This is a genomic window from Pontimicrobium sp. SW4 (assembly GCF_039954625.1).
GTDB lineage: Bacteria > Bacteroidota > Bacteroidia > Flavobacteriales > Flavobacteriaceae > Pontimicrobium.
In genome coordinates, this window is the sequence record NZ_CP157199.1 from 2,786,307 (window position 1) to 2,808,760 (window position 22,454).

Below are 22,454 nucleotides of genomic sequence, written 5' to 3' on the forward strand. Positions count from 1 at the left end.
TACTTTATCAAATTGTTGGTTTTTTATTCTTCTCTTAATGCTTCTATTGGTTTAATACTTGTGGCTTTAAACGCTGGTATTAATCCTATAAGTGTACCTAATGTTACTAATATTAATAATGCTAAAAATACTACTGCTATTGAAACTGATGCGTTAACTAAAGTGGCGTCTGGACCTTGACCAAAAGCAGAATCTAACAAAATTAGTATCCAGCCTCCTGATAAAATTCCAAATAATCCAGCTATAAGTGTTAAAAAGACTGCCTCAACAACAATCTGTCTTTTCACTTCAAAAGGTGTGGCGCCTAAAGCACGTCTTACTCCTATTTCTTTAGTACGTTCTTTAACGGTAATTAATAATATATTTCCAATAGCAAAAACACCAGCTATTAATGTAGCTATACCAATAAACCAAGTTAAGAACTGCATCCCTTTTAAGAAACCTGTTAACTTTCCAAAAGCTTCTCCTAAATTAAAACTACCAAATGCACGTTTATCTTCAGGATGTACTCTATTTAAGTTTTTAAGTAGCAACTTAGTATCACTTTCTATTTGATTAATATCATATTCAGGTTTTCCTGTAATCATCATCCAACCAATTTGTTCTCCTTGATTATAAATTTGTTGAAATGTTGTAAAAGGGATATGCATATCGTTTGAAGGTCCCATGGAGATATCTCCTTCATCAAAAACACCAATGACTGAAAAATTTAAGCCATTAATAGTTACTAATTCTCCTATGGCTTCTTCATCTTTCTCAAATAGTTGTTTATAAACATCTTCTGTTATAACTACTACCTTTTTATTATTATCTATATCGTTTTGGTTTATAAATCGACCACTAATAAGCTTTTTCTTTTGTACAACATCTAATAAAGGATAATCTCCTGCTATACTAAAATTACCTGATAACATTTTTCTATTAACAAACCCTTGATTTAAATTTCTAGGGACAACAAACTCAATGCCTTCAATATTATCTTGTACTTTTTGTGCATGTGTTAGTGTTAATCGAATTGATTTTCCTTCTTGAAATCCTTTAAATGGTTTACTTGTATTTTGCCCCCAAATAAAAACACTGTTCGTTGCAAAATCTCCAAATAAGCGATTAAATGAGTTTTCAACTCCACGAGCAGAGCCTAACAATCCAATAAGTAACAATATTCCCCACCAGACACCTACCATGGTAATAACAGTTCTAAGCTTGTTCTTGCTCATACTATCATACACTTCTTGCCAAGTATCTCTATCAAATAAAAATTTAAACATAATTAATCGTCTCTTAGTGCTACAATAGGTTTAATTCGTGATGCCTTTTTAGCAGGTAAATAGCCAGCTAAAGCTCCTGCCATAACTAAAGTAATAGTTGCCGATATTACAAGAGAGGTTTGTACACTAGGGTCTTTTATAAAATACTCTTCTAAACTTGGTCCTGCAGCTTCTAACACTCCTGTTCCAATTAATAAGCCTATATAACCAGCAATAGCTGTAATTAAAATGGATTCTATCATTATCAGAGAAATAATAGATCTAGGTTGTGCTCCTAATGCTTTACGTATACCTATTTCTTTTGTGCGTTCCTTAACAATAAAAATCATTATATTACTAATACCCACAATTCCTGCTATTAATGTTCCTAAGCCAATTACAAGTACAAGAATTCCTAAAACTACCATCATTTGATTTACATTTTTGGTCGCTTCAGCCATATTTCTAACTCTTACTGCGCTTTGATCTAAAGGTGCAATACTAAATCGTTCTTTTAATTTCTTCTCTATACTATTGCTAAAAGCAATGGCTTGATCGAAGTCCATTTTAGGATTATAACTTAAATTAATTTGGTCGACATACTCATTATTACCATATACTTGTTGTGCAGTAGTAACTGGCATATAAATCATACGTTCTTCATTATCATTTCCTTCATCTGAAAACGTCCCTACAATCTTATATTGTATACCACTTAAATTAAGATATTTACCAATAGCCTTTGTTTTAAGAAACAAATCTTCTTCTACTAATCTTCCAATAATAATAACTTTTGTTTCTTCATCGATATCTCGTTGATTAATATAACGACCTTCATTCATTAATGTTTTTTCTAAAAACTGATGATCAGGATGTACAGCTCTTACCGAATAATTATTTTGTTCGTTTCTAAAAGTTGCAGTCACATTTTTATATATTCTAGCAGTAATAAATTCTACTTTATCACCATTCTCATCTTTAATATAATCTATGTCTTTATTTTCAAATTGAATACGTCTTCCTTCCTGTAGTCCCTTATAAGCTTTTGTTGTTCTTCCAGAATTGATAAATATGGCGTTTGTAGCATCGTCAGCGAATGCTTCTTTAAATGTATTTTTAAATCCATTTATTATCCCAAAAAGAATGGTAAATAACATGATAGCAAAAAGCACAGTAAACCCAGATAAAATAGTTCTAGTTCTATTTTTATTTATACTCTGAAGTATTTCGCGCCAAAGATCTAAATCAAACATACTGCGAAGCTCTTACTTGGTTCACTTTTTTATCTTCCATAATAACACCATCTCGCAAACGTACTATACGTTTGCACATTTCGGCAATATCTTCTTCGTGTGTTACAATTAAAATAGTTTTTCCTTCGTCATTTAATTGTTGAAGAAACTCCATAATTTCATATGAAGTCGTGGTATCTAATGCTCCTGTAGGTTCATCGGCTAATAATAGTTTTGGATTTGCAGCTAACGCTCTAGCAATTGCCACACGTTGTTTTTGTCCTCCAGAAAGCTCACTAGGCAAGTGGTGTGCCCAATCTAACAAGCCAACTTTGTTTAAATGAAACTTACCTTTCTCTTGTCGTTCTCTTCGTTTTAGCCCTTGATAATATAAAGGAAGTGCTACATTTTCTAATGCATTTTTATAATTTATAAGGTTGAAAGATTGAAAGATAAACCCTAAAAACTTATTTCTGTATACTGCAGCTTTTTTTTCTGTAAGATTTTTAATTGGTACTCCATCTAGAATATAATCGCCTGAATCAGCTTCATCTAGCATTCCAATAATGTTTAACAGTGTAGATTTACCAGAACCAGAAGAACCCATAATGGCTACCATTTCTCCGCTATCTACATGCAAATCTATCCCTTTTAATACATGCAAACTGGAATCGCCTATTGGGTAAGACTTATGTAGTTGGTTGATTTTTAGCATAGTTAGTGTTATTTTTAAGCTATATGAAAAACGATATAACAACAATTAGACTGCAAAAGTTCTTATTTGTTACATCAATAAGCCTAATTATATGTTAAAATTATTTTTTACTAAGTTTTCTATAAATAACAAAACCTATTCCTCCAATTAGTATATATGGAATAAGCATTAAGTAAACAATCCCATTATTAATACCTTTAGCTGTCTTTTGTCCATCTTCACTCTCCAACACTGCTCTACACATAGCACATTGGGCATCAACATCTATAATGACAAATAACATAAGTATTATTAATATAACGTGACTTTTCTTCAAAGGTTTAATAATAAGGTGAAATCATTATGTAAACCACTACACCAGAGATAGCGACATATAACCATAATGGAAATGTGATTCTTGCTATTTTTTTATGCTGCTCGAAATTATTAGTGACTGCTCTAACATAGGTAATTAACACAAATGGTATCACAGCAACAGATAATATGATATGAGAAATTAAAACAATATAGTAGACATACTTTACTAGACCCTCGCCTCCAAACTTGGTTGATTCACTAGTCATGTGGTAGGCAACGTACATTGCCAAAAATACAACTGATAGCGAAATAGCCAATTGCATTAATCGTTTGTGCAACTTTTGTTTTTTATTTATAATAGCTATAAAAGCACTTATTAAAACCAATGCTGTAAAAGCATTAATAGTTGCATAAATTGGTGGTAAAAACGTAAGAGGTTCTACATTTGGTATTTTAATTCCGAATAACGCAGCGACAACTAATGGAATAGCTATTGACAAAACAACTATCCACTTGTTATATTTTTTTTCTTTTGTTTTATCGCTTGTCATACTACTCTTTTAAAAGCTTTGTTATATCTTCTTTTAGCATGGTTATTTCTTCCTTAAAACCATCTTCATCATACTTTTCTTCTTCACTAATAATACCATTATAATATATTAACGGATTTCCATTAACTGTTCTAGATCGAATAAATCCGTTTTTATCAATAAGAGCAAAATTACCTGAATGTTCAAATCCACCTTCTACCGTTCCATCTTCAGCAGTGTATAAATTAAAACCTTCGTTAGCTAACGCATAAATGGTGTCTTGATTTCCTGTCATTAAATGCCAATTAGGGTTCGTTATACCATACTTTTCGGCGTAGATTTTTAAAACTTCTGGTGTGTCGTTTTTAGGGTTAATAGTGAAAGAGGCTACTCCAAAATTTTCATAGCCAATAAAGTTATTTTGAATTTGCACTAAGTTTCTGCTCATTCTTGGGCAAATTGTTGGACAAGTAGTAAAAAAGAATTCTACCAAATATACTTTGCCTACGTAATCTTTATTTGTAATAGTATGTCCGTTTTGATCAGTAAAACTAAATGTTGGCACTTTTTTAGGTTCTCCATTTATTTCTAAAAAAGCCAAAGGTTCATCACTTGATACTTGAGTACTTGCCTTTTTGCTTCTGCTCTCTTCTCTAGTGATATCATCACTAGTAATTCTATCAATAATTCTTGGAATAAAAATGATTCCGAACACTAATATGATTAGCGCTATACCTACGTATGAATAATTAGTTTTCTTCATTTGTTTTAATATCGTCGGCTCTTCTTGATGAAGAGTCAAAATTCCCATCTCTTTTTTGTCTATATTCCGTAAATAAAATCCGAATGTCTTCGCTCATCTTGTTTTTAAGTTCTGCAACTTCCACACAATCATAAGAAGTCATGCTATAAATAGCTTTGTTGGCTTCAATTTCATTTTCAGTTCTATCGTCAATTCTACCTCGTTGTTTCAACTCATTATCAACTATAAAGACATGACTAGTTGCATAATTATCATTTAAAGAAGTTTCAGATTTCAAACTATTAAAAACGTTTAAAATATCTTGCGGATGGCCATAAGCAAAATGCCAATACTTTAACTCATCGTATTTTAAAAGCTCCTTCCTTAATTCTGCAATTTGTTCTTGTGAACCATCAGGAACTAAAATTAATATCTGGAAACGTTTAAAGCCTTTAAACTTATCATAGATTAGTTCTTTGAGATTTAAGGCTGTTGTGGTTTGTTGCATAGGTTCACTACCTAAAAACCCTACAACTGTTATGTTGCCTTTAAAATTGATATCATTCCCTTCTTCATCCTTAAAACCGCTAACCTCTTCTATTTGGATTTTAACGACATCTAGAGGATTGTAATTGTGTTTTGAAGGGTATAAAAACAATAAAAACAGTACTGGTAGAAAAAATAAAACCGATAGTATAATTGTTTTTTTAAGGCTCTTTTTTTGCATGGTACAAAAATAAAAAAGACGGTATTAATAACCGCCTTTATCTATATGTTTTAACATATTACTATGTTGTTATTATAATTAAAAATCTGTTTTTACAAATCCTTCTTTGTAAACATCAAAAACATAACCTCCTTCTAATAAAAGAATAAAAATTAGGTAACAAATAAGGAATACTGCTGTCCACACTACTACTCGACGTAAGCTTTTGGTTTCGTCTCTCATGTGCATAAAATCCCAAGTAATGTAGTACGCTTTTACAATTGTTAGAATAATGAATATCCAGTTTAGAATTTTCATTCCTAAAAATGAAGCCATTAATGATTCAGGCTTGTATATACCTAATATAACTTCTACTGCAGTAACAATAGTAAGAAGTATTAATACTCCCCAAATTTTTTGTGTATTAGATTTAAACTTAATTAAACCTCTTAATATTTCTAATTTATGTGCGTGATCTGCCATTTTTAAATCGAATTATTATAATTAAACTAGGTAGAAGAATGTAAATACGAATACCCAAACTAAATCTACAAAGTGCCAATACAGTCCAACTTTCTCAACCATTTCGTAGCTTTTTCTTCGCTCGTAAGTTCCTATTATTACATTAAAAAATATAATGATATTAATAACAACTCCTGAGAATACGTGGAAACCATGGAATCCAGTTATAAAGAAAAAGAAATCTGCAAATAAAGGTGATCCATACTCATTAACATGAAGATTAGCACCTTCAACAACTAGCATTCCATTATCTTTAATTTGTCTTAATGATTCTGCTCTAGATAAGACAGTTTTTTCTCCTTCTTCATTAATTATTTGAGTACGAACTAATACATTTTCATTAGCTTCTAAACCATTTAAGACTTCAGCTACTGTATAAGTTGGTAATGTCCCTTCGCTTGTAAACCAAAGACCTGATTTTCTTTCGTCTTGCACACGCTCTTTATGTTCATCTATAACTGCAAAATCACGAAGTGCTACACGATGTCCATCAGTATCTACAAATTGTAATATATTTCCACCCTTTGTTTGTACAGCGCCATAATCTCCTTTAATAAATGTTCCCCATTCCCAAGCTTGAGAACCAACAAATATTAAACCTCCAATAATGGTAAGAAACATATAAAATGTTACTTTGGCTTTTTTCATTTGATGTCCAGCATCTACAGCAAGCACCATAGTTACCGATGACATAATAAGTACAAAAGTCATGAATGCCACGTAAATCATTGGGTAATTCCCATGAAAAAATGGTACGTGAGTAAACACTTCATCGGCAATTGGCCAAGAGTCTATAAATTTGAATCTAGAAAATCCATAAGCAGCCAAAAACCCAGAAAATGTTAATGCATCAGAAACGATGAAAAACCACATCATCATTTTTCCATAGCTTGCTTTTAATGGCTTATTTCCGCCACCCCAAGTTTTTCCCTCGGTTCCAGTACTTACAACTGTATTATCCATAAGATGAATTTCGTTTTAAAAATTGAACAAAAATAATCATTTTATTTATCTAAAGAAATATAAAAAGAAAAACAAGTATATCCACAAAATATCTATAAAATGCCAGAAGGTTGCAGCTAGTTCTAAACCAAGCATTTTAGAGGCATTATACTTTTGTTTAAAATGATTATAAATTACCACCAATAAGCAAATTAATCCAGCAATAACGTGCACAATATGCGCAAATGCTATCACATAAATATATGACATGGTGATATTACTTGTTGGGCCAGTAAAGTTATACCCTAATTCTATTATTTGATTGAATCCTATAAGCTGGCTTATAATAAAACCTACACCCAACGCCAATGTAATTAGCAAGAATATTGTTGTGGCATTTCTATTGCCAGATTTTAAAGCTCGTTTAGCTAAAATAAATGTGATACTACTTACTACTATTAACACTAAACTTATTGTAAATGCTTGTGGTAATTGAAAATCTTTTAACCAATCCTCTCTTACACTACTTACAATAAAAGCACTCGTTAAACCACCAAACGACATTATTAAAGAAACAATACCAAACCATAGCATCATTTTTTTTGCTCTTCTATTCTTTTCTTCTAAGGTTCCTTGCGTTAAATCCATAACTATCTAATAAACTTATCTAAAACGTAAATTATTTGCACCAATGTAATGTACAATACACTTGCTAACATTAATTGTCTTGCAGCAACTACAGTCATTTTTTTAAATAATTGTACCGCGTAATACAACATAACTAATCCTAAAATAAACACAACTATAGCACCAACAATAGTTAGTTTTAATTCTCCTGTAAAACCAAATACAGGAATTATAGAGACTATTATTGTCCAAACCGTATATAAAATTGTTTGTACTGCTGTGCCTTTATCTCTTTTACCAGTTGGCAGCATATTAAATCCTGCCTTTTGATAATCGTCATGTAAAAACCATCCTATAGCCCAAAAATGAGGAAATTGCCAAAAAAATTGAAGCATAAACAAGGTTCCTGGTTCAATTCCAAAATCATTAGTAGCAGCTACCCAACCTAACATAAAAGGGATGGCTCCTGGAATGGCTCCAACAAAAACTGATAATGGTGTTTTGGTCTTTAAAGGTGTATAAGCACTTGTATATAAAAAAATTGATATGGCGCCAAACATGGCAGTTTGTGGATTGATAATGTACAATACAGTAATCCCAAGAATGGTAAAAATAGTTGCTAAAATAAATGCCGACTGTACAGATATACTTCCTGAAGGAATTGGTCTGTTTTTAGTACGCTCCATTAACGCATCTAAATCACGTTCGATTATTTGATTGTAAGCATTGGAAGCTCCAACCATAAAATAACCACCAAAAGCCAATAATAATAAGGTATAAAAACTAACAGTATCTACAGCCAACAAATATCCTGCAAGAGATGAAAATACAACACTTAAAGATAAACGCATTTTGGTAATTTCTTTAAAAATTGAAATTACTGAAGGCTTTGATAATGTTGAATTTGAAACCTTTGACATTAGTCAGTTTTGTGCTAAAGTTTTGCGCTGGCAAAGATACTTTTAAAATTGGTTTTGAGCAATGTAAAATATAAGTAATTGTGTATTTAACAACCTTCCTTTAAGTTTAGTATCTTTAACAGACTTTAAAATTATTCCATTATGAAAACACTTAGACTATTTTTATCTCTTTTTTTAGTTAGTGCATTTGCAACTATTTTTGCGCAAAACGATGTTACAATAAAAACTATTCCTGTGTCCAATAATGTGTATATGCTTATTGGTCAAGGCGGAAATATTGGGGTATCTGTAGGTGATGATGGTGTTTTTGTAATAGATGACCAATTTGCACAATTAACGCCAAAAATTCTTGTAGCCATAAAACAATTGAGTGATAAACCCATACAGTACGTGGTGAACACACACTATCATGGTGACCATACTGGAGGCAATGCAAATATGGAAAAAGCTGGTGCTAAAATTATTGCGCATGATAATGTTTACAAGCGTTTATCTGAAGGAAATGTCACTGGAGGTCTCCCTGTTATTACATTTAATGACAAATTGAGTGTGCATATAAATGGAGAAAAGGTATTGGTATTTCATACTGATAATGCACACACTGATGGCGATGCCATGTTATATTTTACTGAAAGCAATGTACTCCATACTGGTGACAATTATTTTCATAAGCGCTATCCTTATATTGATGTGAATTCTGGAGGAAGTATTGATGGATACATTAAGGCTGTAAAAATGGCCTTAATGGTTATTGATGAAAACACAAAGATTATTCCTGGTCATGGTGATCTATCTAACAAAGCTGAGTATGCATCATTTTTAGAAATGCTTATTAAATTAAGAGCTAATGTTCAAGCTGAGATTGATAAAAGTAAAACTGAAGCGGAAGTTGTAAGCAATACTGCTATTACAAAACAATATGATGACTTAAACTATAGCTGGAGTTTTATTAATTCTGAGAAAATTAGACGTGCTATTTATAAGAGTTTGAAAACTAAGAATTAAAATTCATCTGTTCTTCTTGAATTTATTAAATATATATTCACATGCCTCCGCTTTACTATTAAATGTTTGCGTGGATTGCTTCTCACCACGTTCCTTATAGTAGACTTCATATTCATACATATACTTTCCTTTTTTGATTGTCAAAGCAATTTTATTATTGTCGTCAGTCGATCCGAAAAGTCCGTGCAAAAAATATCTGTCCTCAGAAACACCTATTCTTTTGAGTTCATTATTTAATTCTTCAATAGTCATTTTTTATATCGCAGTAAACTATATATTATTTCCAAACTAAAGTAGGCAGTACTAAAAATCAAAATACCAATTAAATAAATCGGTACGCAAGCCTATACTAAACCAAAGGGTGTTGTTTTCAAAAGTTGTTGCTGTGGTGGTATTAGGGTTAAAATCTCTGTAACTCAAGTAAGCAAATAGCTTTAAGTTGGTTGCCGGATTTACCACATAGCCAGATTGCAATTCGGCATGAAAAATATTAGTTTTATTCCCTTGCCCAACTTCAACGCCAGTATCGAAAGGACGGTCATTATAATCTCTATAAATATCGCCACCATAACTAAAATCGTCTGTACCATTATTATAATCTAATCCTCTAGACCCAAACACCAACTTTGCATCAGCAAACCAACGTTTATAGTTATAACGTCCAATCACGATAGCTTCACTAAAATTAGCTCCCCATAGATGCGCCATAGATTGGTTGTTATGTCCATAATTAAGCACAATGGTATTATGAGAGTATGTGTAAGGTCTTACGCGATTGTACTCCAATTGTAAATACAAATTATCTACTTTAAAGGCATTGTAATATTTCATACCTAATTGGTAGCCATATTTGTTTTTCCAACTCTTCTCACCTCCTTTGATGTCACCTAGAGAGAATTCGTCTAACACAAACTGACTGTAAATATTAATATTATCATTCACTTTATATTTTGCGGTAGCTCCAAGTACGGCGTTTCCAGCGCCTTGACCAGTTTCAAACTCAATAGCACGATAAAATATAATGGGGTTTAAATAATTAATATCGAAACCTCTATTATTTGAGTTGGTCCATAATACCGACTCGAATAATCCAAGATTGAATTTTTTAGACACATTCCAACTTAAATAATGGTTTGCCATATACTTGGTTAAAAAAGCTTTATCACTTACAACATCTGTCCTAATATCTTTTAACCACATCCAAGTATTGGTGTATTTAATTTTCCAGAATTTGGTGCTCAACTTTAAAAAAGGTGAAGGACTTGCAACATCACTTTGCAATAACGAACGATAACCATCACCTATGAAATTTTTACCATGACCAAACTGAACGTTTAAAAAATCGGTTGGAGAATACGATAAGTAAGCCTCGGCTACAGGGTAATCGTAAGCATCCTCTTTAAATCGTTTTGCTATACCACGACCTGGAATAACCGCTGGATCTGGACCAAAACCTTTTAAACTTTCGGCATATCTATTTATATAATCTGCAAAACGTCCTTGACTTTCATACACAGAAGATGAAAAACTTAACTTTTTACCTAAACCTCCTTGAACATAAAACCCTCTAGTATTATTAAAGGTTGATTTAAAATCGGCATCAGAATCCTTTCCAACTTGAAGGTCAAAAATTGGGTCAAGGGTAAACCAATACCCTTTCCCTTGCAACTGAACCAAATGTTCGTTGAATAATTTTTTTTGCCACCAACTATTCGATTCTTTTGTGAGTGCATCTTTTGCAACTTTAAAATCATAATAATCTGCAACCTCGCTATACATAAATGGCTTAGCTGCTGTATGACTATTAGTTCCTACAAGATTTAAACTTCTATCAAATTTCGCATAAGAACTGTGCAAAAATGGAATGTTAAGCGTACTACTATATTCTAAATCTTCATAGGGTTTTATAGAAGCATTTAAATCGTCATATTCACTTTTAGCCTCTAGCTCTATCTTAGAAATGGCTTTCATTTCTAAATTTTCATCACTTAGCTCAACAGCCGATGGTACTTCTAAAGGAATACCTATTTTATATGAATATTGTTTAAATATTGGTCTTCCATTATAAGTGGCTGGTTGTATTTTAGGCAATTGATTAAATACCTCTTCAATTTCTGTTTTTAATTCGGTATAAGTAGCATCTGTGTATAATACCTTAAAATTTCCTTGATTTGTTACTTCAAATAACACAAAAATGTTGCCCTTGTAATTCTCATCAATAACAATTTGAGGCATTTTAAATTTTTCATGAATAAAGTGTGCTAGCTCAGTTTTAAAACAGTTACTTAAAACTTCAATTTCTTGAGATTCGCACTCTGGAAATACAGGAGATTTTTCATAATCTACATCTTGAGCAAGGGTATTTAAAGAAAAGAAAATTAAAGGAAGTAGAAATAATTTCTTCATGAGCTGCTACACAAATTTTTTGTTCGTGAAAGATACTATTTTTTAAGATTAATAATAAAAAAACCGCTATCATATAACGATAACGGTTTTTTAAAAGTATGTCTATTATATTACTGAACCTTTAAGGTTATAGGAATTGAATACATTACTGCTACCTCTTTATTACTTTGCTTAGCAGGAATCATTTTAGGGATTTTATGTATTACTTTAATTGCCTCATTTTCTAGCCTCTTATGTGGCGCTCTCGCTTTCACTTGGGTAACATTTCCAAGTTCATCTATTGTAAACTGTACATAAACTTTCTGTTTATCACTAAAACCCAGTTCACTAATCAAATCAGAATCAAATTTCCGACCAATTAATCTTCCAATTTTTTTTGACATACAGTTTCTTAATTCATCATTAGTTTGAAAATCTTCACATCCTGGATAGATAGGTACCTGTTCTACACCAATAATAGAATATGTTGATTTTTCTGCTGGTGCTGGTTTGCCTGGTTTTTTATTTACTGTTGGTTTACTAAGAGGAATTGGCTCGGTAACAACATCTTTTGTTGGTTCTTTTGTTGGAGAATTATTGTCAATTGGTTTAAAACTTATTGCTAATAATTTTTTCCTAACAGGCTCTACTTTTTTTGCTTTAGCAGGTTCTGGAGTTGGCTTAGGGACATAATTAACATAAATTGTATCATCAGTATCAACAGGATAAGTAATTACGGGAATTGATTTAATTTGAAACTGCATTTCAAACAAACCATAAGTTGCGAGAAGTGTTAAAATCAACCCAACCTGAAAGTAGAGGGTTGAGTTTTTTTGTAAATTTGCATCATGCTTCTGTGATGTTTTCACGATTTGCTCGTTCTGACCAACGAGTTCGTGAATTTTCTTTGAAAAATTCATAATTATTGTTTTAAAATGTTAATGTTATGAGTAAATCACAAGAAGCATACCAAAAAAACCCCATTACAATTGTAATGGGGTTTTAATTTTAAACAAATTATATCCTTAGTTTTGAACTTGAAATATAATTGGTAACGAATATGATACGGTAACAGCATCTCCACGCTGTCTACCAGGTTTCATTTTAGGAAGCAAATTAATTACTCGCGCTGCTTCTTGTTCTAATCTTGGGTGAGGTGCTCTAGATTGTACATCAACAATGTTTCCTGTTTTGTCTATTTTAAACATAACACGTATCGTTTGTTTACCTGACAAACCTAATTCTTCGGCTAAGTCAGCGTTAAACTTTTTTTGTACATGTTTAGATATTTTTTGCGACATGCAGGCTTTTTTAGCATTATTATCGCCTTCGTCACATCCAGGGAAAACTGGTACATTTTCGATAAATGCAAATGGCACTTCAACATCTTCATCTGGTTCATCCACAAAAACATCTTCGACGTTCAAAATTGGTTCTTCTGCATTATTTTCAGATGTATCTATAACAGACTCTTCAATATCTGCATCGTCTTCTACCTCCTCAATCACATCAGGAATTACTGGTGGCTTCGTTTCTGGTGGCGGCGTTTTGATGTGCTCAGTTTGTGGAATTACTTCGTCATCTAAGTCTCCCATAGATAACATCGCTATATCAATAGCTTCCTTATCGTAGGTTTTGTAGTTAATAGAATAGTTAGCAACTAAAAGCATTAGAGCTAAACCAACAGCAAAATAGATAGAGCTGTTTCTCCGTACATCTGCACGCGGGTTTTTTTTTGTTTCCATAATTATTGTTTTAAAATGTTAATATTATGGTAAACTCACAAGAAACATACCAAAAAAAATCCCGCTACTTTAAAAGTAGCGGGATTTAAAATTTATGTCGTTCTATTCTTAGTCTTGAACTGCGAATATAATTGGCAACGAGTAAGGTACTGTTACAGCTTTACCTCTTTGCTTTCCTGGTTTCATTTTAGGAAGTGAGTTAATTACTCGCGCTGCTTCTTTCTCTAACCTTGGGTGTGGTGCTCTAGCCATTACGCCAGTTACAGTTCCTGTTTTATCAATCTTAAACATCACACGTATCGTCTGTCTACCTGATAAACCTAAATCTCCAGCTAAATCTGTATTAAATTTATCTCTTACAAATTTTGAAATCTTATCAGACATACATTTTCTTTTTGCATCGTTATTTCCACTTTCACAACCTGGGAAAATTGGAACGTTTTCAATAACTGCAAAAGGAACCTCTATATCTTCTTCTACTTCTTCTACTACTACTTCTTCTACTTCTACAATTTCTTCTTCTTCAGTTGTTTCTGTAGACTCAATAACAGTTTCTTCAATTTCCTCTTCATCTTCTACTACCTCTATTACTTCAGGCGCTGCTGGTGGAGGTGGTGGAGGTGGAGGTGTTTGAATTTGCTCAGTGATTGGAATTTCTTCATCATCCAATTCATCCATATTTAACTGACCTATATCAATAGCTTCTTTGTCATAAGTCTTATAGTTAATAGAATAATTAGTAATTAATAACATTAATGCAAGACCAACAGCAAAATAAATTGAGCTGTTCCTTCTTACATCAGCATTTAAATTCTTTTTAGGTTCCATAATTATTTTTTTTCGAGATTGGTAAAATAACCAATAATTTGCTAAAAAAGCAAGGGTTTATATATTTTTAACGATTGTTTTATTTCTAATTGTTAAAATAAGAGAAATAATTGTAGCTCCAACTATATTTGCTGCAATATCTGCAATTGAAGCATCTCTAGTTGTTGTTAACTGTCCTTGTAATACTTCAATAATTGTACCATAAACAATTGAAATAGCAAAAGCTATAGCTATAGCGTACTTAACTTTTTGATTATTTAATACTTTATACCACAAAAAACAAAATATCCCATAAGCGATTAAATGGTAAATTTTATCTTCGTAGTTAGTGCCAAAATATGGTAAGCCATCATTTCTAATCAAGCATATTGTAGCTAGAGCGATTGTATAAACTACAGCTAAAAAAAGAAATACTCGCTTATTAAGCACCTATTAAAGCCTTGTAATCGTCGGCGGAAAGCAATGCGTCAAACTCTGAAGTATCTGAACATTTTACTTTTATCATCCAACCATCTCCATAAGGATCGGTATTAACCTTTTCTGGTTCGTCTTCTAGAGATTCATTAAATTCTATAATCTCTCCTGTTACAGGTAAGAACAAATCTGATACTGTTTTAACAGCTTCTACTGTTCCAAAAACTTCCTCAATATCAAGGGTTTCATCAACAGTTTCTACTTCAACATAAACAATATCTCCTAATTCGCTTTGTGCAAAATCGGTAATTCCAATGGTTACAACATCTCCATCGATGCTTACCCATTCGTGGTCTTTAGTGTACTTTAATTCAGATGGAATATTCATAAAAATAAAATTTTTGGTAAATATGTTAGTTTTTTATTTAATTTCCAAAGTTATATCGTAAAGTTAATCCTGAACGGATAGATGTCTGTGGAAATGCTGTAGAAATAGCATATTCTGAGAATGTATAATCAAAGTAGAAAATTCCTGTTAGGTTCTTGCTAAAAGCATAATCGGCAGTATATTTTAATCCCCAAACAGTTTGTCCTGCGGTTACTTGATTATTTTCTAAATCTAGATATCGAATAATCGTTTTATTTTCTCTAATTGAAACATCTGCCTTCATATTAAGATCACTCTTAATCACATTTCTTGGTCCTGCTAGCTTAGAGTTTATTTTAACGTCTTTAATTCTAAAACCTAACCCAAAAACATATTCGCTTCCTTTTATTTCAGTCAATAAATTGTTGTCAAAACTTAAAAATAATCGACGATCCTTTTTAATTTCAGCTAGGATTTTCATCGAGTTTTTCATTTCAAAATCAACTTTAATTAGCGGACTAAACATTTCGGTTAATGCTACAGCGCTAAACAAGGTTTTATTTTTATAGTTTCCAGATTGATCTAAAACATTAGGATTTTGCGATGCATAATCAGTATTTGGATCAAAAGCATTATAATCTAAGTTTGACCTAAATTGATTAATAGTATATACAGAATTATACCCATGAGTTATGGAAAATCGCTTAAATTGTTTTTTAAACCATGGTAATTTCATTAAACCAGTATATTTTAACGTCCAGTTTGGAATTGGAATATCTCTAAATGCTCCAAGTGAAACTTTCCCTGCATCCTTCCCTGTATATGCCGATAAAAATGCTGGCAACAATACCGCTTGATTATTTTTACCAAACCCAAGAGGATATCCTTCTGCGTCTAAATTTGCTGGATTATTAATATCTACTCCTGCTTTAATTGCAAGTCTTTGAGCTATTTCTAGTCTATTTGCTCTAAAATTATCAAACGTTTCAGAGCCATTTTCGTCACTACTAGCAAAAGCAGTTTTAATCATAGATGTTGAAATATTATAGTTTCCAAAGGAATTTCTAATTAGCGGATTATAGCCATCACTAAAGCCATCATTATCTCCATCGATTGCATTAAAACTTTCAGTTAAATTTTCATTATAGGTTCGTCCTCCAGTAAGATCTATTTTTAAATCTTGCATTGGTTCAAGCGCTGCCGAAAAATCTAATATTTTAGATTCTTCTTCTGTGTATTGTTGATTAAACTCAGGGAACACTGTTAACCATCCATTTTTTGCTGCTAGATATCTAATGTCTCTTTGACTACCAAAAGTAAAACCAAAGGTAGGCTTAAGGGTTCCTATAAATCCTGGAGTTTCCATATATCCAGGTAAGAAAGTTCCATTACGTTGTGTATAATTAACTTGAATTCTCTTAATACTGGTTAACAGGTCTATTGCTGCATTGGTTAGACCATTCTTTTTAGGTGTTACTGGTTGTGCTCCTGTTGGTTGACCACCTGGTGGCACTCCTTTTGCAGATCTTGATCCAGTATTTTTTCTTGTCAATCCTACATAACGATACAAACGATTCATATCTAAGGTTGTATTTAACGTATGTGAACTTGCATTGGATACTGAATTCCCTAAATCGTAAGTCGAACCATTAATGGTTAAGTTACCATATAAATCTGACCCTTTTTGCCATAAGAAATCTCCTGTATAAGCGTAAGTAGCTCTTAAAAAATCTAAGGCTGGAATTTTGTTTAAAGGCAACTCATAATTAATTCCTAATTGTTGAAATTGTCTATTTGGATCTCCAACATCAAAGAATCCATCCCAAACTTCTTTTGTTGGGTCTTGGGCGCCATTTAGGTTATCGTCAACAAAATAATTACGTACAATATTATTATTAGATGCAGAGAAATTTAAACTTAATGCATCTGTAAGGTTATAGTTTATATTGTATTGAAAATCGAACGTATAATTTCTTCTATATAATTCTTCAATCCCAATATTTGAACCTCCTAAATCAAGATCTCTAAATTTTTGCTTATTAAATTGTCTAATGAAGTCGGTATTTACCGTAATACTAGATGGTAATAAGTTAAAATTAAAGTCTTTTAAAATTTTCCAGTATTTCCCTTTAAAAAGCGAATCGTTCTTTTTGAAAGGTTCAATTTTAATAGGATCAAAACTAAAATTATAATTAGCTCCAACTCTTACATTTTGATTTAAAGAGTTTTCAATTTCAAAATCCCTATGCTCTACTTGATTGTACGAATAATTTAATGTAAGGTTTTCAACATCGTAAAATTTTGGCTTTGCTTCGCCTGTTCTTTGTTTCCTAATACCAATAAAGTTAATACTCTGTCTTTTGGTATAATCTTCCGATTGTTGTCTAATAGTTTCTCTTTCTGAGCTTGTCGCAGCAGCGTCCAATCTATCTTGTAGCTTAACATCTTTATATTGTTGGTCATACTCTGGTGTGACAATTTCTTCACTTTGACCATAGTTAAAAGGAATTTGTACTCCCCATTTTTTAGGTAACAATTGTCCTAAATTTACATTAGTAACAACATCATATTGCTTTACGTCTTCTCTACTTCTTTGGTTTGGACCTTGTTCTATTGTCCCAAAACCTGTAGTACTACGTCTCCCTGTAGCACTAACATCCATAAAGTCTGCAATATTAGAATCCATACTTGCAATAGCAGCCCAACCTCCTTCATTATCCATATCAGATAAACGTAATTCATTGAACCAAACCTCAGTACAAACATCAATACTTTCTAATTGCGTATGTGAATTTTTAATACCTACCATTAAAGTTCTAATATCTCCGAAATTTGGATTACCCTTTATAGCCACACGTTGCTGACCAATAGTATATGGTGAAAATTCTGCAACATCTGTTTCGTCTAAAACACCATCAATGACATTATAGAATGTTGGTTCTAGATTACCTAAAGTTCCTGCCGAAATCCCTAGGGCTTTTATTTTTGCTAAAACTTCTATTGGTAAATTAATTTCGTTTTCTGGCTTCCAAACTTCTGATTCACTCGTTGAACCCGTTGCAGAAACTGCTAATGGAATTTCAATTTGATAATAGTTTTGTGTAAAATCGTTACCCATTCTAATAAATCCAACAGCATCACCATCTTGTAATCCTAAAGCGGCACCTTCTTCAGCATGAATAAACATACGTAGTTTTTTATACTGACGCATATCTACATTAATATTTTTATATACTGCTCTAGAATCTTCAGGTTCTAGCTTACACGTATTAACAACTAATGATTGCTCATTTTGTCTTTGAAGTGTATTGTTATTGTTAAGCTGCTCTCTTTCTACTCCTGGAGGAGATACATAACTACCATCATTTTCTTGAATACCTATAATTCCAACATTAAACTCTGTACCATCTGAATCGTTATTTGGGTCGTCATCTAAAGATTGTTGATAGCGTCTCCAATCACTTCTTACTAAATCTAAAGACCCAAAACGTAACACTGTGTTTTCAGAAAACTCAGATAAATACATACGCATAAAACGAATCGATCTAAAATCTGTTATTCCTCCAATTTGATTTGTGTATGCTGTTAATGGAATTCTAAACTGATACCATCGAACTTGCTCTGAATCGCCATTAGGGAGTGTTACAGTAACTTGTTTTCTGTCTCTAATTAGTGTATTGTTTATGTTAGCTAGACCACTTGGTGTAATATCTAATTCATATTCAAAATAACTGTCTATGGTATTCATAGTGTTATCTCTATTAATATCTTCTACATCTGGCTGTGTCGTAGAGCCTCTATTAGTTTGCGTAAAAGTATCAGGAGAGTTTCCTTGTAATCCATTATACTTTTTATAACGCTCAAAGACGTCACCAGTGGTATTAAGAAAGTAAGTATAGTTATCGTTAGCAGGATCTTCTAAACTTGAAAACGCTGGGAACGCTATTCCTTCTTCAGCATCATCATAACCATCAAATCCAACATCTTGATTCGTTCTTTGTTGCCCTAATGTTGAAAACGCATAAATTAATGCTTGGTTTTGAGGTGTAACACTTCCCCAAACAGTTTGTGGTAATGAACTTATATCACCATTTTCTGGCAATCCATTTTCATACTGTTTTCTACCATCTTTTAAAATATCTTCAGAAATATTACCAAGGTTTAACGTTAATTTACCGCCTGGATTTGTTAAGTTATCTAAAAATGGATCTTGTAGCCAAAACTCAATATATTCAACATTGGCTTGCTCAAAATCGGTTGATGTCAACTGTCGTGTAATTCCTGCCCAAGAATCTTGAGGATTGTCTAAAATTCCATCTTCTGCTCCAGGTTGGAAATTATAAGGTCCTCTTTCAGAAGGATAATAAGCAAGGTCTAAAGAATTAATGACCGTTGGCTGACCTTGTACTATATCTTGCTGAGGGAAAATTTCATCTATAAAAATACGTCTCGTATACAAATTAGACATATCATCATCACTAATACCACTTGGTCTTTGACCACCATAGAAAACTGGATCAATAAAGTACCAGTTTAAAAGTGCTCTATCAAAACCATTTTGAATTCCATTATCATCTTCTGGCCCTTCAACATAAGATTGCCCTAATTCTTTTGGTCTACTAGACAAACTCCAAGAAATTGGCGATAATAAATCAATGGCATTTTGTGTGCCTTCAAAATCATCTACATATGTTGTTGCTTCACCTTGAAAATCTGATCCTTTGGGTGCTCCTGGTAATAAATAAGCAAATTCTCCTCTAATTGATAAATTAGATTGTACATCTGTATCTATGTTAGGTAGTTTATTTGCAAGTCTTGTTAAGAAAGGTACTTCAGTTGAGAAATTTCCATTAATTCCAAAAATAGAATTATTTATTGGCTCTGTTCCATAATTTGCTTTTTGAGTAATTGGGCGTTCATTTAAGTTTAAAAACGTAGCTCCCAACACAAAATTTTCATTAAACTGATGCTCTACATTTATCCCAGTAAAACGTTTTGTTTGCTGACCAAATACCGCATTATTTTCAACAGACACTTGAATAGGTGTATTAGACGCTTGTAAGGCAGGATCTAAAATTTGAACTGTTCCTATTTGATAATTAACCGTATAGTCTACACCTTCTACTAAAACACGCCCTCCAGCTGTTACTTTTACTGACCCTCTTGGAACATTAAACGCACCAATTGGAATTCCGCCACCTCCACCAGCTTTATAGCGTCCTTTTATCTGGAACTTATTTTTTTCTCCGTCTTCTAAGGCAGCTGTTTTGGTCGATTTATATAATTTATCGTAAACGTATTTAGCTTGGTTAGGGTTAAATTGCGCTGGGTCATTATAATCGGCCTCGTTATCACTTGGATTGTTATCTATATCAAGAATATCAAATAAGTACTTACCAAATGGTTCTACATTGGTAAATATTATTTTTCCATTTTGCTGAATAACCGTAATTCCTGGAACGAAATCGAAAAACCCGTCGCCATTAAACTGTGGATCATTATTATAATTTAACTTATCTAAATTAAACACTCTTAATAAAGGTGTTTCTTGTAAGGCATCTTCGGTTGGCGCAGGTGTTGGAAATGGTGTTCCATCTACAGGTGTAATAAAGTTTACAGGTGAAGACTCAGTATAAAAAATATTTAATTTAAAATCTTCCCTTTCTAAATTAAAAGCACCTGTATTATAGATGTTTTTCATCATTAAGTCCCAAATGGGTTGATCCACACTTGTGACAGTACTCTTAAGCATCTTAAGAATTAAACTATTATTAGTTACAACTGTGTTAGTCCCTACTGTTGTAACATCTGTCGCAGTCACACCATCGTTAGCAAATTCACCAACTTGATAAACTTGGTCACCAACTGTAAATTGATAAGCAACAGCTAGTATCTCGTCATTCTGTAAGCGCTGATTTAATGATACATATCCTAATTGCGTATTAAGTGTAAACTCTGAGCCTTCTTGAAGCTTTCTTGCATTTTCTAACTTTCCATAATCAAACCCTTCATTAACTCCTGATACTAAAATACCAGATTCTACCGTTGCAATATCTCTAATAGCATTGGTTATTTGTGAACCTCCACCACCAATATTAGTAGGGTCGTAAGCATTGTTTGCATTGTTAGGATATGCATTTGGTCCAGCAGTTATATTTACCGCAGATCCAACTTTAGCTGGATTAGACTCCCCTAAATCTTGCAATGCTACAATATTTCTTACATCGTCTGTTTGATTTGAACGATTGGTCACCCAAACCTCAACTCTAGTAATTTGAATACGTGAATTTATATGAGGATAGGTTTCTAATGCAGTATCATAATTATCTCTAAAGTATTGCGCTAAGAAAAAGTGTCTATTCTCATCGTAATCCAATCCAAAAAACTCAAAATCTTGTAAGGTTCCACCTCCTTGTGCAACCACAGTTCTTGTTTGTGATTTTTGTTCAGAGAAAATTCCTGTAATGGTTGTTTTTCCAAATTGTAATTGTGTTTTTACACCAAATAAACTTTGTGCACCAGTAATAAGTGAGCTATTTAATGGCATACTCACGTTACCTACTTCAATTTTTTGAATAATGTCATCTTCGGTAGGCGTGTATTCTAATTTTATTAAGTTTTGAAAATCAAAACTTGATTGTGTATCGTAATTTGCAGTTACTTGTAGCCTTGTACCAACCTTACCAAGTAAACTTAGTTCGATTCGTTGGTCAAAATCAAAAGTGAAATTACTCCTATTTCTTGGGGAAAATGATGGGTTATCTTGTTTTGTATATAAAATCCCTAAATCCATTTCTACCGAACCTTGAGGAATCACTTCAATGGTACTTCCTCCAAAAACCGATTCAAAAAAATCGGAATCGACATATAACTCAGGAATTAAATTTTTTTTGGCATCTTCTAAACCTGCTTTCTTACCATCGTAAGCATCTATTTTTTCTTTGTAATAATTACGCAAATTTTCTTGAGCCACAAGTTTCCTATACTCTTCTGGCGTTAGAATAATTGGATAATTAATGTTTATCTTTCCTAAGCTTTGATTGAAAATATATCTATCGGTTAAAGGGTCATAGGTATACTTAGATACAATACTATCTGGATTAGGTAATAATAAATTATTAAACGAAAAAGTGGTGCTTGTAGAATCTCTAACTGTAGTTTGTTGCGCAAAAGAGGCAATATACAAAAGCAACATCATGCTGGTTAGCATGAATGTTCTAGTAGATTTAT

Annotated in this window: 19 protein-coding genes; 1 reads left to right on the top strand and 18 read right to left on the bottom strand. The window is 32.5% G+C overall.

All coding sequences use genetic code 11. From position 1 onward, the window contains the following. Positions 1-23 precede the first annotated feature (23 nt). From ABGB03_RS12895 to cyoE, 11 genes are all read right to left on the bottom strand, one after another. A complete protein-coding gene (locus ABGB03_RS12895; protein ID WP_347922985.1) occupies positions 24-1,268 on the bottom strand; it encodes an ABC transporter permease in 1,245 nt (414 codons plus the stop codon). 2 nt (positions 1,269-1,270) lie between these two features. Next, entirely contained in the window at positions 1,271-2,500 is a 1,230-nt protein-coding gene (locus tag ABGB03_RS12900) for an ABC transporter permease (protein WP_347922986.1), read from the bottom strand. Further along, positions 2,493-3,194 carry an ABC transporter ATP-binding protein gene (locus tag ABGB03_RS12905; protein WP_347922987.1) on the bottom strand — a complete coding sequence of 234 codons (702 nt, stop codon included), beginning with the start codon at positions 3,192-3,194 and terminating at the stop codon, positions 2,493-2,495. The genes ABGB03_RS12900 and ABGB03_RS12905 overlap by 8 nt, the downstream gene beginning before the upstream one ends. A 100-nt stretch (positions 3,195-3,294) precedes the next feature. Then, positions 3,295-3,477 (bottom strand): hypothetical protein, encoded by a 183-nt coding sequence (locus ABGB03_RS12910; RefSeq protein ID WP_347926420.1) that lies wholly within the window; start codon positions 3,475-3,477, stop codon positions 3,295-3,297. 37 nt (positions 3,478-3,514) lie between these two features. Beyond that, positions 3,515-4,042 carry a DUF420 domain-containing protein gene (locus ABGB03_RS12915; RefSeq protein WP_347922988.1) on the bottom strand — a complete coding sequence of 176 codons (528 nt, stop codon included), beginning with the start codon at positions 4,040-4,042 and terminating at the stop codon, positions 3,515-3,517. 1 nt (position 4,043) lies between these two features. After that, a complete protein-coding gene (locus tag ABGB03_RS12920; RefSeq protein ID WP_347922989.1) occupies positions 4,044-4,784 on the bottom strand; it encodes an SCO family protein in 741 nt (246 codons plus the stop codon). After that, positions 4,771-5,490, bottom strand: coding sequence for a hypothetical protein (locus ABGB03_RS12925; RefSeq protein ID WP_347922990.1), 720 nt, complete (start codon positions 5,488-5,490; stop codon positions 4,771-4,773). Before ABGB03_RS12925 ends, ABGB03_RS12920 begins: the two co-directional genes overlap by 14 nt. Before the next feature lie 78 nt (positions 5,491-5,568). Continuing rightward, entirely contained in the window at positions 5,569-5,952 is a 384-nt protein-coding gene (locus ABGB03_RS12930) for a cytochrome C oxidase subunit IV family protein (RefSeq protein ID WP_347922991.1), read from the bottom strand. Positions 5,953-5,973: 21 nt separating this feature from the next. Next, positions 5,974-6,954, bottom strand: a complete 981-nt coding sequence (locus ABGB03_RS12935) for a cytochrome c oxidase subunit 3 (RefSeq protein ID WP_347922992.1) — start codon at positions 6,952-6,954, stop codon at positions 5,974-5,976. 45 nt (positions 6,955-6,999) lie between these two features. Beyond that, positions 7,000-7,581 carry a cytochrome c oxidase subunit 3 gene (locus ABGB03_RS12940; RefSeq protein ID WP_347922993.1) on the bottom strand — a complete coding sequence of 194 codons (582 nt, stop codon included), beginning with the start codon at positions 7,579-7,581 and terminating at the stop codon, positions 7,000-7,002. A 2-nt stretch (positions 7,582-7,583) separates the two neighbouring features. Further along, complete coding sequence (gene cyoE, locus ABGB03_RS12945) at positions 7,584-8,480, bottom strand: heme o synthase (protein ID WP_347922994.1); 897 nt, start codon at positions 8,478-8,480, stop codon at positions 7,584-7,586. 141 nt (positions 8,481-8,621) lie between these two features. Between cyoE and ABGB03_RS12950 the strand changes: the two genes are divergently transcribed. Continuing rightward, positions 8,622-9,485: an MBL fold metallo-hydrolase gene (locus ABGB03_RS12950; protein WP_347922995.1), complete on the top strand. Its 864-nt coding sequence runs from the start codon at positions 8,622-8,624 to the stop codon at positions 9,483-9,485. A 303-nt stretch (positions 9,486-9,788) separates the two neighbouring features. On the opposite strand, the gene ABGB03_RS12955 is transcribed toward ABGB03_RS12950, so the two are convergent. The 7 genes from ABGB03_RS12955 to sprA all read right to left on the bottom strand — a co-directional run bounded on the left by ABGB03_RS12955 (position 9,789) and on the right by sprA (position 22,434). Continuing rightward, a complete protein-coding gene (locus ABGB03_RS12955) occupies positions 9,789-11,891 on the bottom strand; it encodes a gliding motility protein RemB (protein ID WP_347922996.1) in 2,103 nt (700 codons plus the stop codon). 110 nt (positions 11,892-12,001) lie between these two features. Next, entirely contained in the window at positions 12,002-12,739 is a 738-nt protein-coding gene (locus ABGB03_RS12960; protein ID WP_347922997.1) for an energy transducer TonB, read from the bottom strand. A gap of 156 nt (positions 12,740-12,895) precedes the next feature. After that, positions 12,896-13,615, bottom strand: coding sequence for an energy transducer TonB (locus tag ABGB03_RS12965; RefSeq protein WP_347922998.1), 720 nt, complete (start codon positions 13,613-13,615; stop codon positions 12,896-12,898). A 108-nt stretch (positions 13,616-13,723) separates the two neighbouring features. Further along, the gene (locus ABGB03_RS12970; protein ID WP_347922999.1) at positions 13,724-14,443 is read right to left on the bottom strand and encodes an energy transducer TonB; all 720 of its coding nucleotides are present in this window, start codon (positions 14,441-14,443) and stop codon (positions 13,724-13,726) included. A gap of 57 nt (positions 14,444-14,500) precedes the next feature. Then, a complete protein-coding gene (locus ABGB03_RS12975; RefSeq protein WP_347923000.1) occupies positions 14,501-14,872 on the bottom strand; it encodes a VanZ family protein in 372 nt (123 codons plus the stop codon). Beyond that, a complete protein-coding gene (gene gcvH / locus ABGB03_RS12980; RefSeq protein WP_347923001.1) occupies positions 14,865-15,245 on the bottom strand; it encodes a glycine cleavage system protein GcvH in 381 nt (126 codons plus the stop codon). Before gcvH ends, ABGB03_RS12975 begins: the two co-directional genes overlap by 8 nt. A 37-nt stretch (positions 15,246-15,282) precedes the next feature. Continuing rightward, on the bottom strand, positions 15,283-22,434 hold the full coding sequence (gene sprA, locus ABGB03_RS12985) for a cell surface protein SprA (protein ID WP_347923002.1): 7,152 nt from the start codon (positions 22,432-22,434) through the stop codon (positions 15,283-15,285). Between the last annotated feature and the right edge of the window lie 20 nt (positions 22,435-22,454).

What these genes read in the sequence shown, in the direction of transcription:
- ABGB03_RS12895 (WP_347922985.1), bottom strand. Translation starts at nt 1,268, where the DNA reads ATGTTTAAATTTTTATTTGATAGAGATACTTGGCAAGAAGTGTATGAT.
- ABGB03_RS12930 (WP_347922991.1), bottom strand. Translation starts at nt 5,952, where the DNA reads ATGGCAGATCACGCACATAAATTAGAAATATTAAGAGGTTTAATTAAG.
- ABGB03_RS12925 (WP_347922990.1), bottom strand. Translation starts at nt 5,490, where the DNA reads ATGCAAAAAAAGAGCCTTAAAAAAACAATTATACTATCGGTTTTATTT.
- sprA (WP_347923002.1), bottom strand. Translation starts at nt 22,434, where the DNA reads ATGCTAACCAGCATGATGTTGCTTTTGTATATTGCCTCTTTTGCGCAA.
- ABGB03_RS12920 (WP_347922989.1), bottom strand. Translation starts at nt 4,784, where the DNA reads ATGAAGAAAACTAATTATTCATACGTAGGTATAGCGCTAATCATATTA.
- ABGB03_RS12950 (WP_347922995.1), top strand. Translation starts at nt 8,622, where the DNA reads ATGAAAACACTTAGACTATTTTTATCTCTTTTTTTAGTTAGTGCATTT.
- ABGB03_RS12940 (WP_347922993.1), bottom strand. Translation starts at nt 7,581, where the DNA reads ATGGATTTAACGCAAGGAACCTTAGAAGAAAAGAATAGAAGAGCAAAA.
- ABGB03_RS12970 (WP_347922999.1), bottom strand. Translation starts at nt 14,443, where the DNA reads ATGGAACCTAAAAAGAATTTAAATGCTGATGTAAGAAGGAACAGCTCA.
- ABGB03_RS12915 (WP_347922988.1), bottom strand. Translation starts at nt 4,042, where the DNA reads ATGACAAGCGATAAAACAAAAGAAAAAAAATATAACAAGTGGATAGTT.
- ABGB03_RS12935 (WP_347922992.1), bottom strand. Translation starts at nt 6,954, where the DNA reads ATGGATAATACAGTTGTAAGTACTGGAACCGAGGGAAAAACTTGGGGT.
- ABGB03_RS12900 (WP_347922986.1), bottom strand. Translation starts at nt 2,500, where the DNA reads ATGTTTGATTTAGATCTTTGGCGCGAAATACTTCAGAGTATAAATAAA.
- ABGB03_RS12905 (WP_347922987.1), bottom strand. Translation starts at nt 3,194, where the DNA reads ATGCTAAAAATCAACCAACTACATAAGTCTTACCCAATAGGCGATTCC.
- ABGB03_RS12965 (WP_347922998.1), bottom strand. Translation starts at nt 13,615, where the DNA reads ATGGAAACAAAAAAAAACCCGCGTGCAGATGTACGGAGAAACAGCTCT.
- ABGB03_RS12910 (WP_347926420.1), bottom strand. Translation starts at nt 3,477, where the DNA reads ATGTTATTTGTCATTATAGATGTTGATGCCCAATGTGCTATGTGTAGA.
- gcvH (WP_347923001.1), bottom strand. Translation starts at nt 15,245, where the DNA reads ATGAATATTCCATCTGAATTAAAGTACACTAAAGACCACGAATGGGTA.
- ABGB03_RS12955 (WP_347922996.1), bottom strand. Translation starts at nt 11,891, where the DNA reads ATGAAGAAATTATTTCTACTTCCTTTAATTTTCTTTTCTTTAAATACC.
- cyoE (WP_347922994.1), bottom strand. Translation starts at nt 8,480, where the DNA reads ATGTCAAAGGTTTCAAATTCAACATTATCAAAGCCTTCAGTAATTTCA.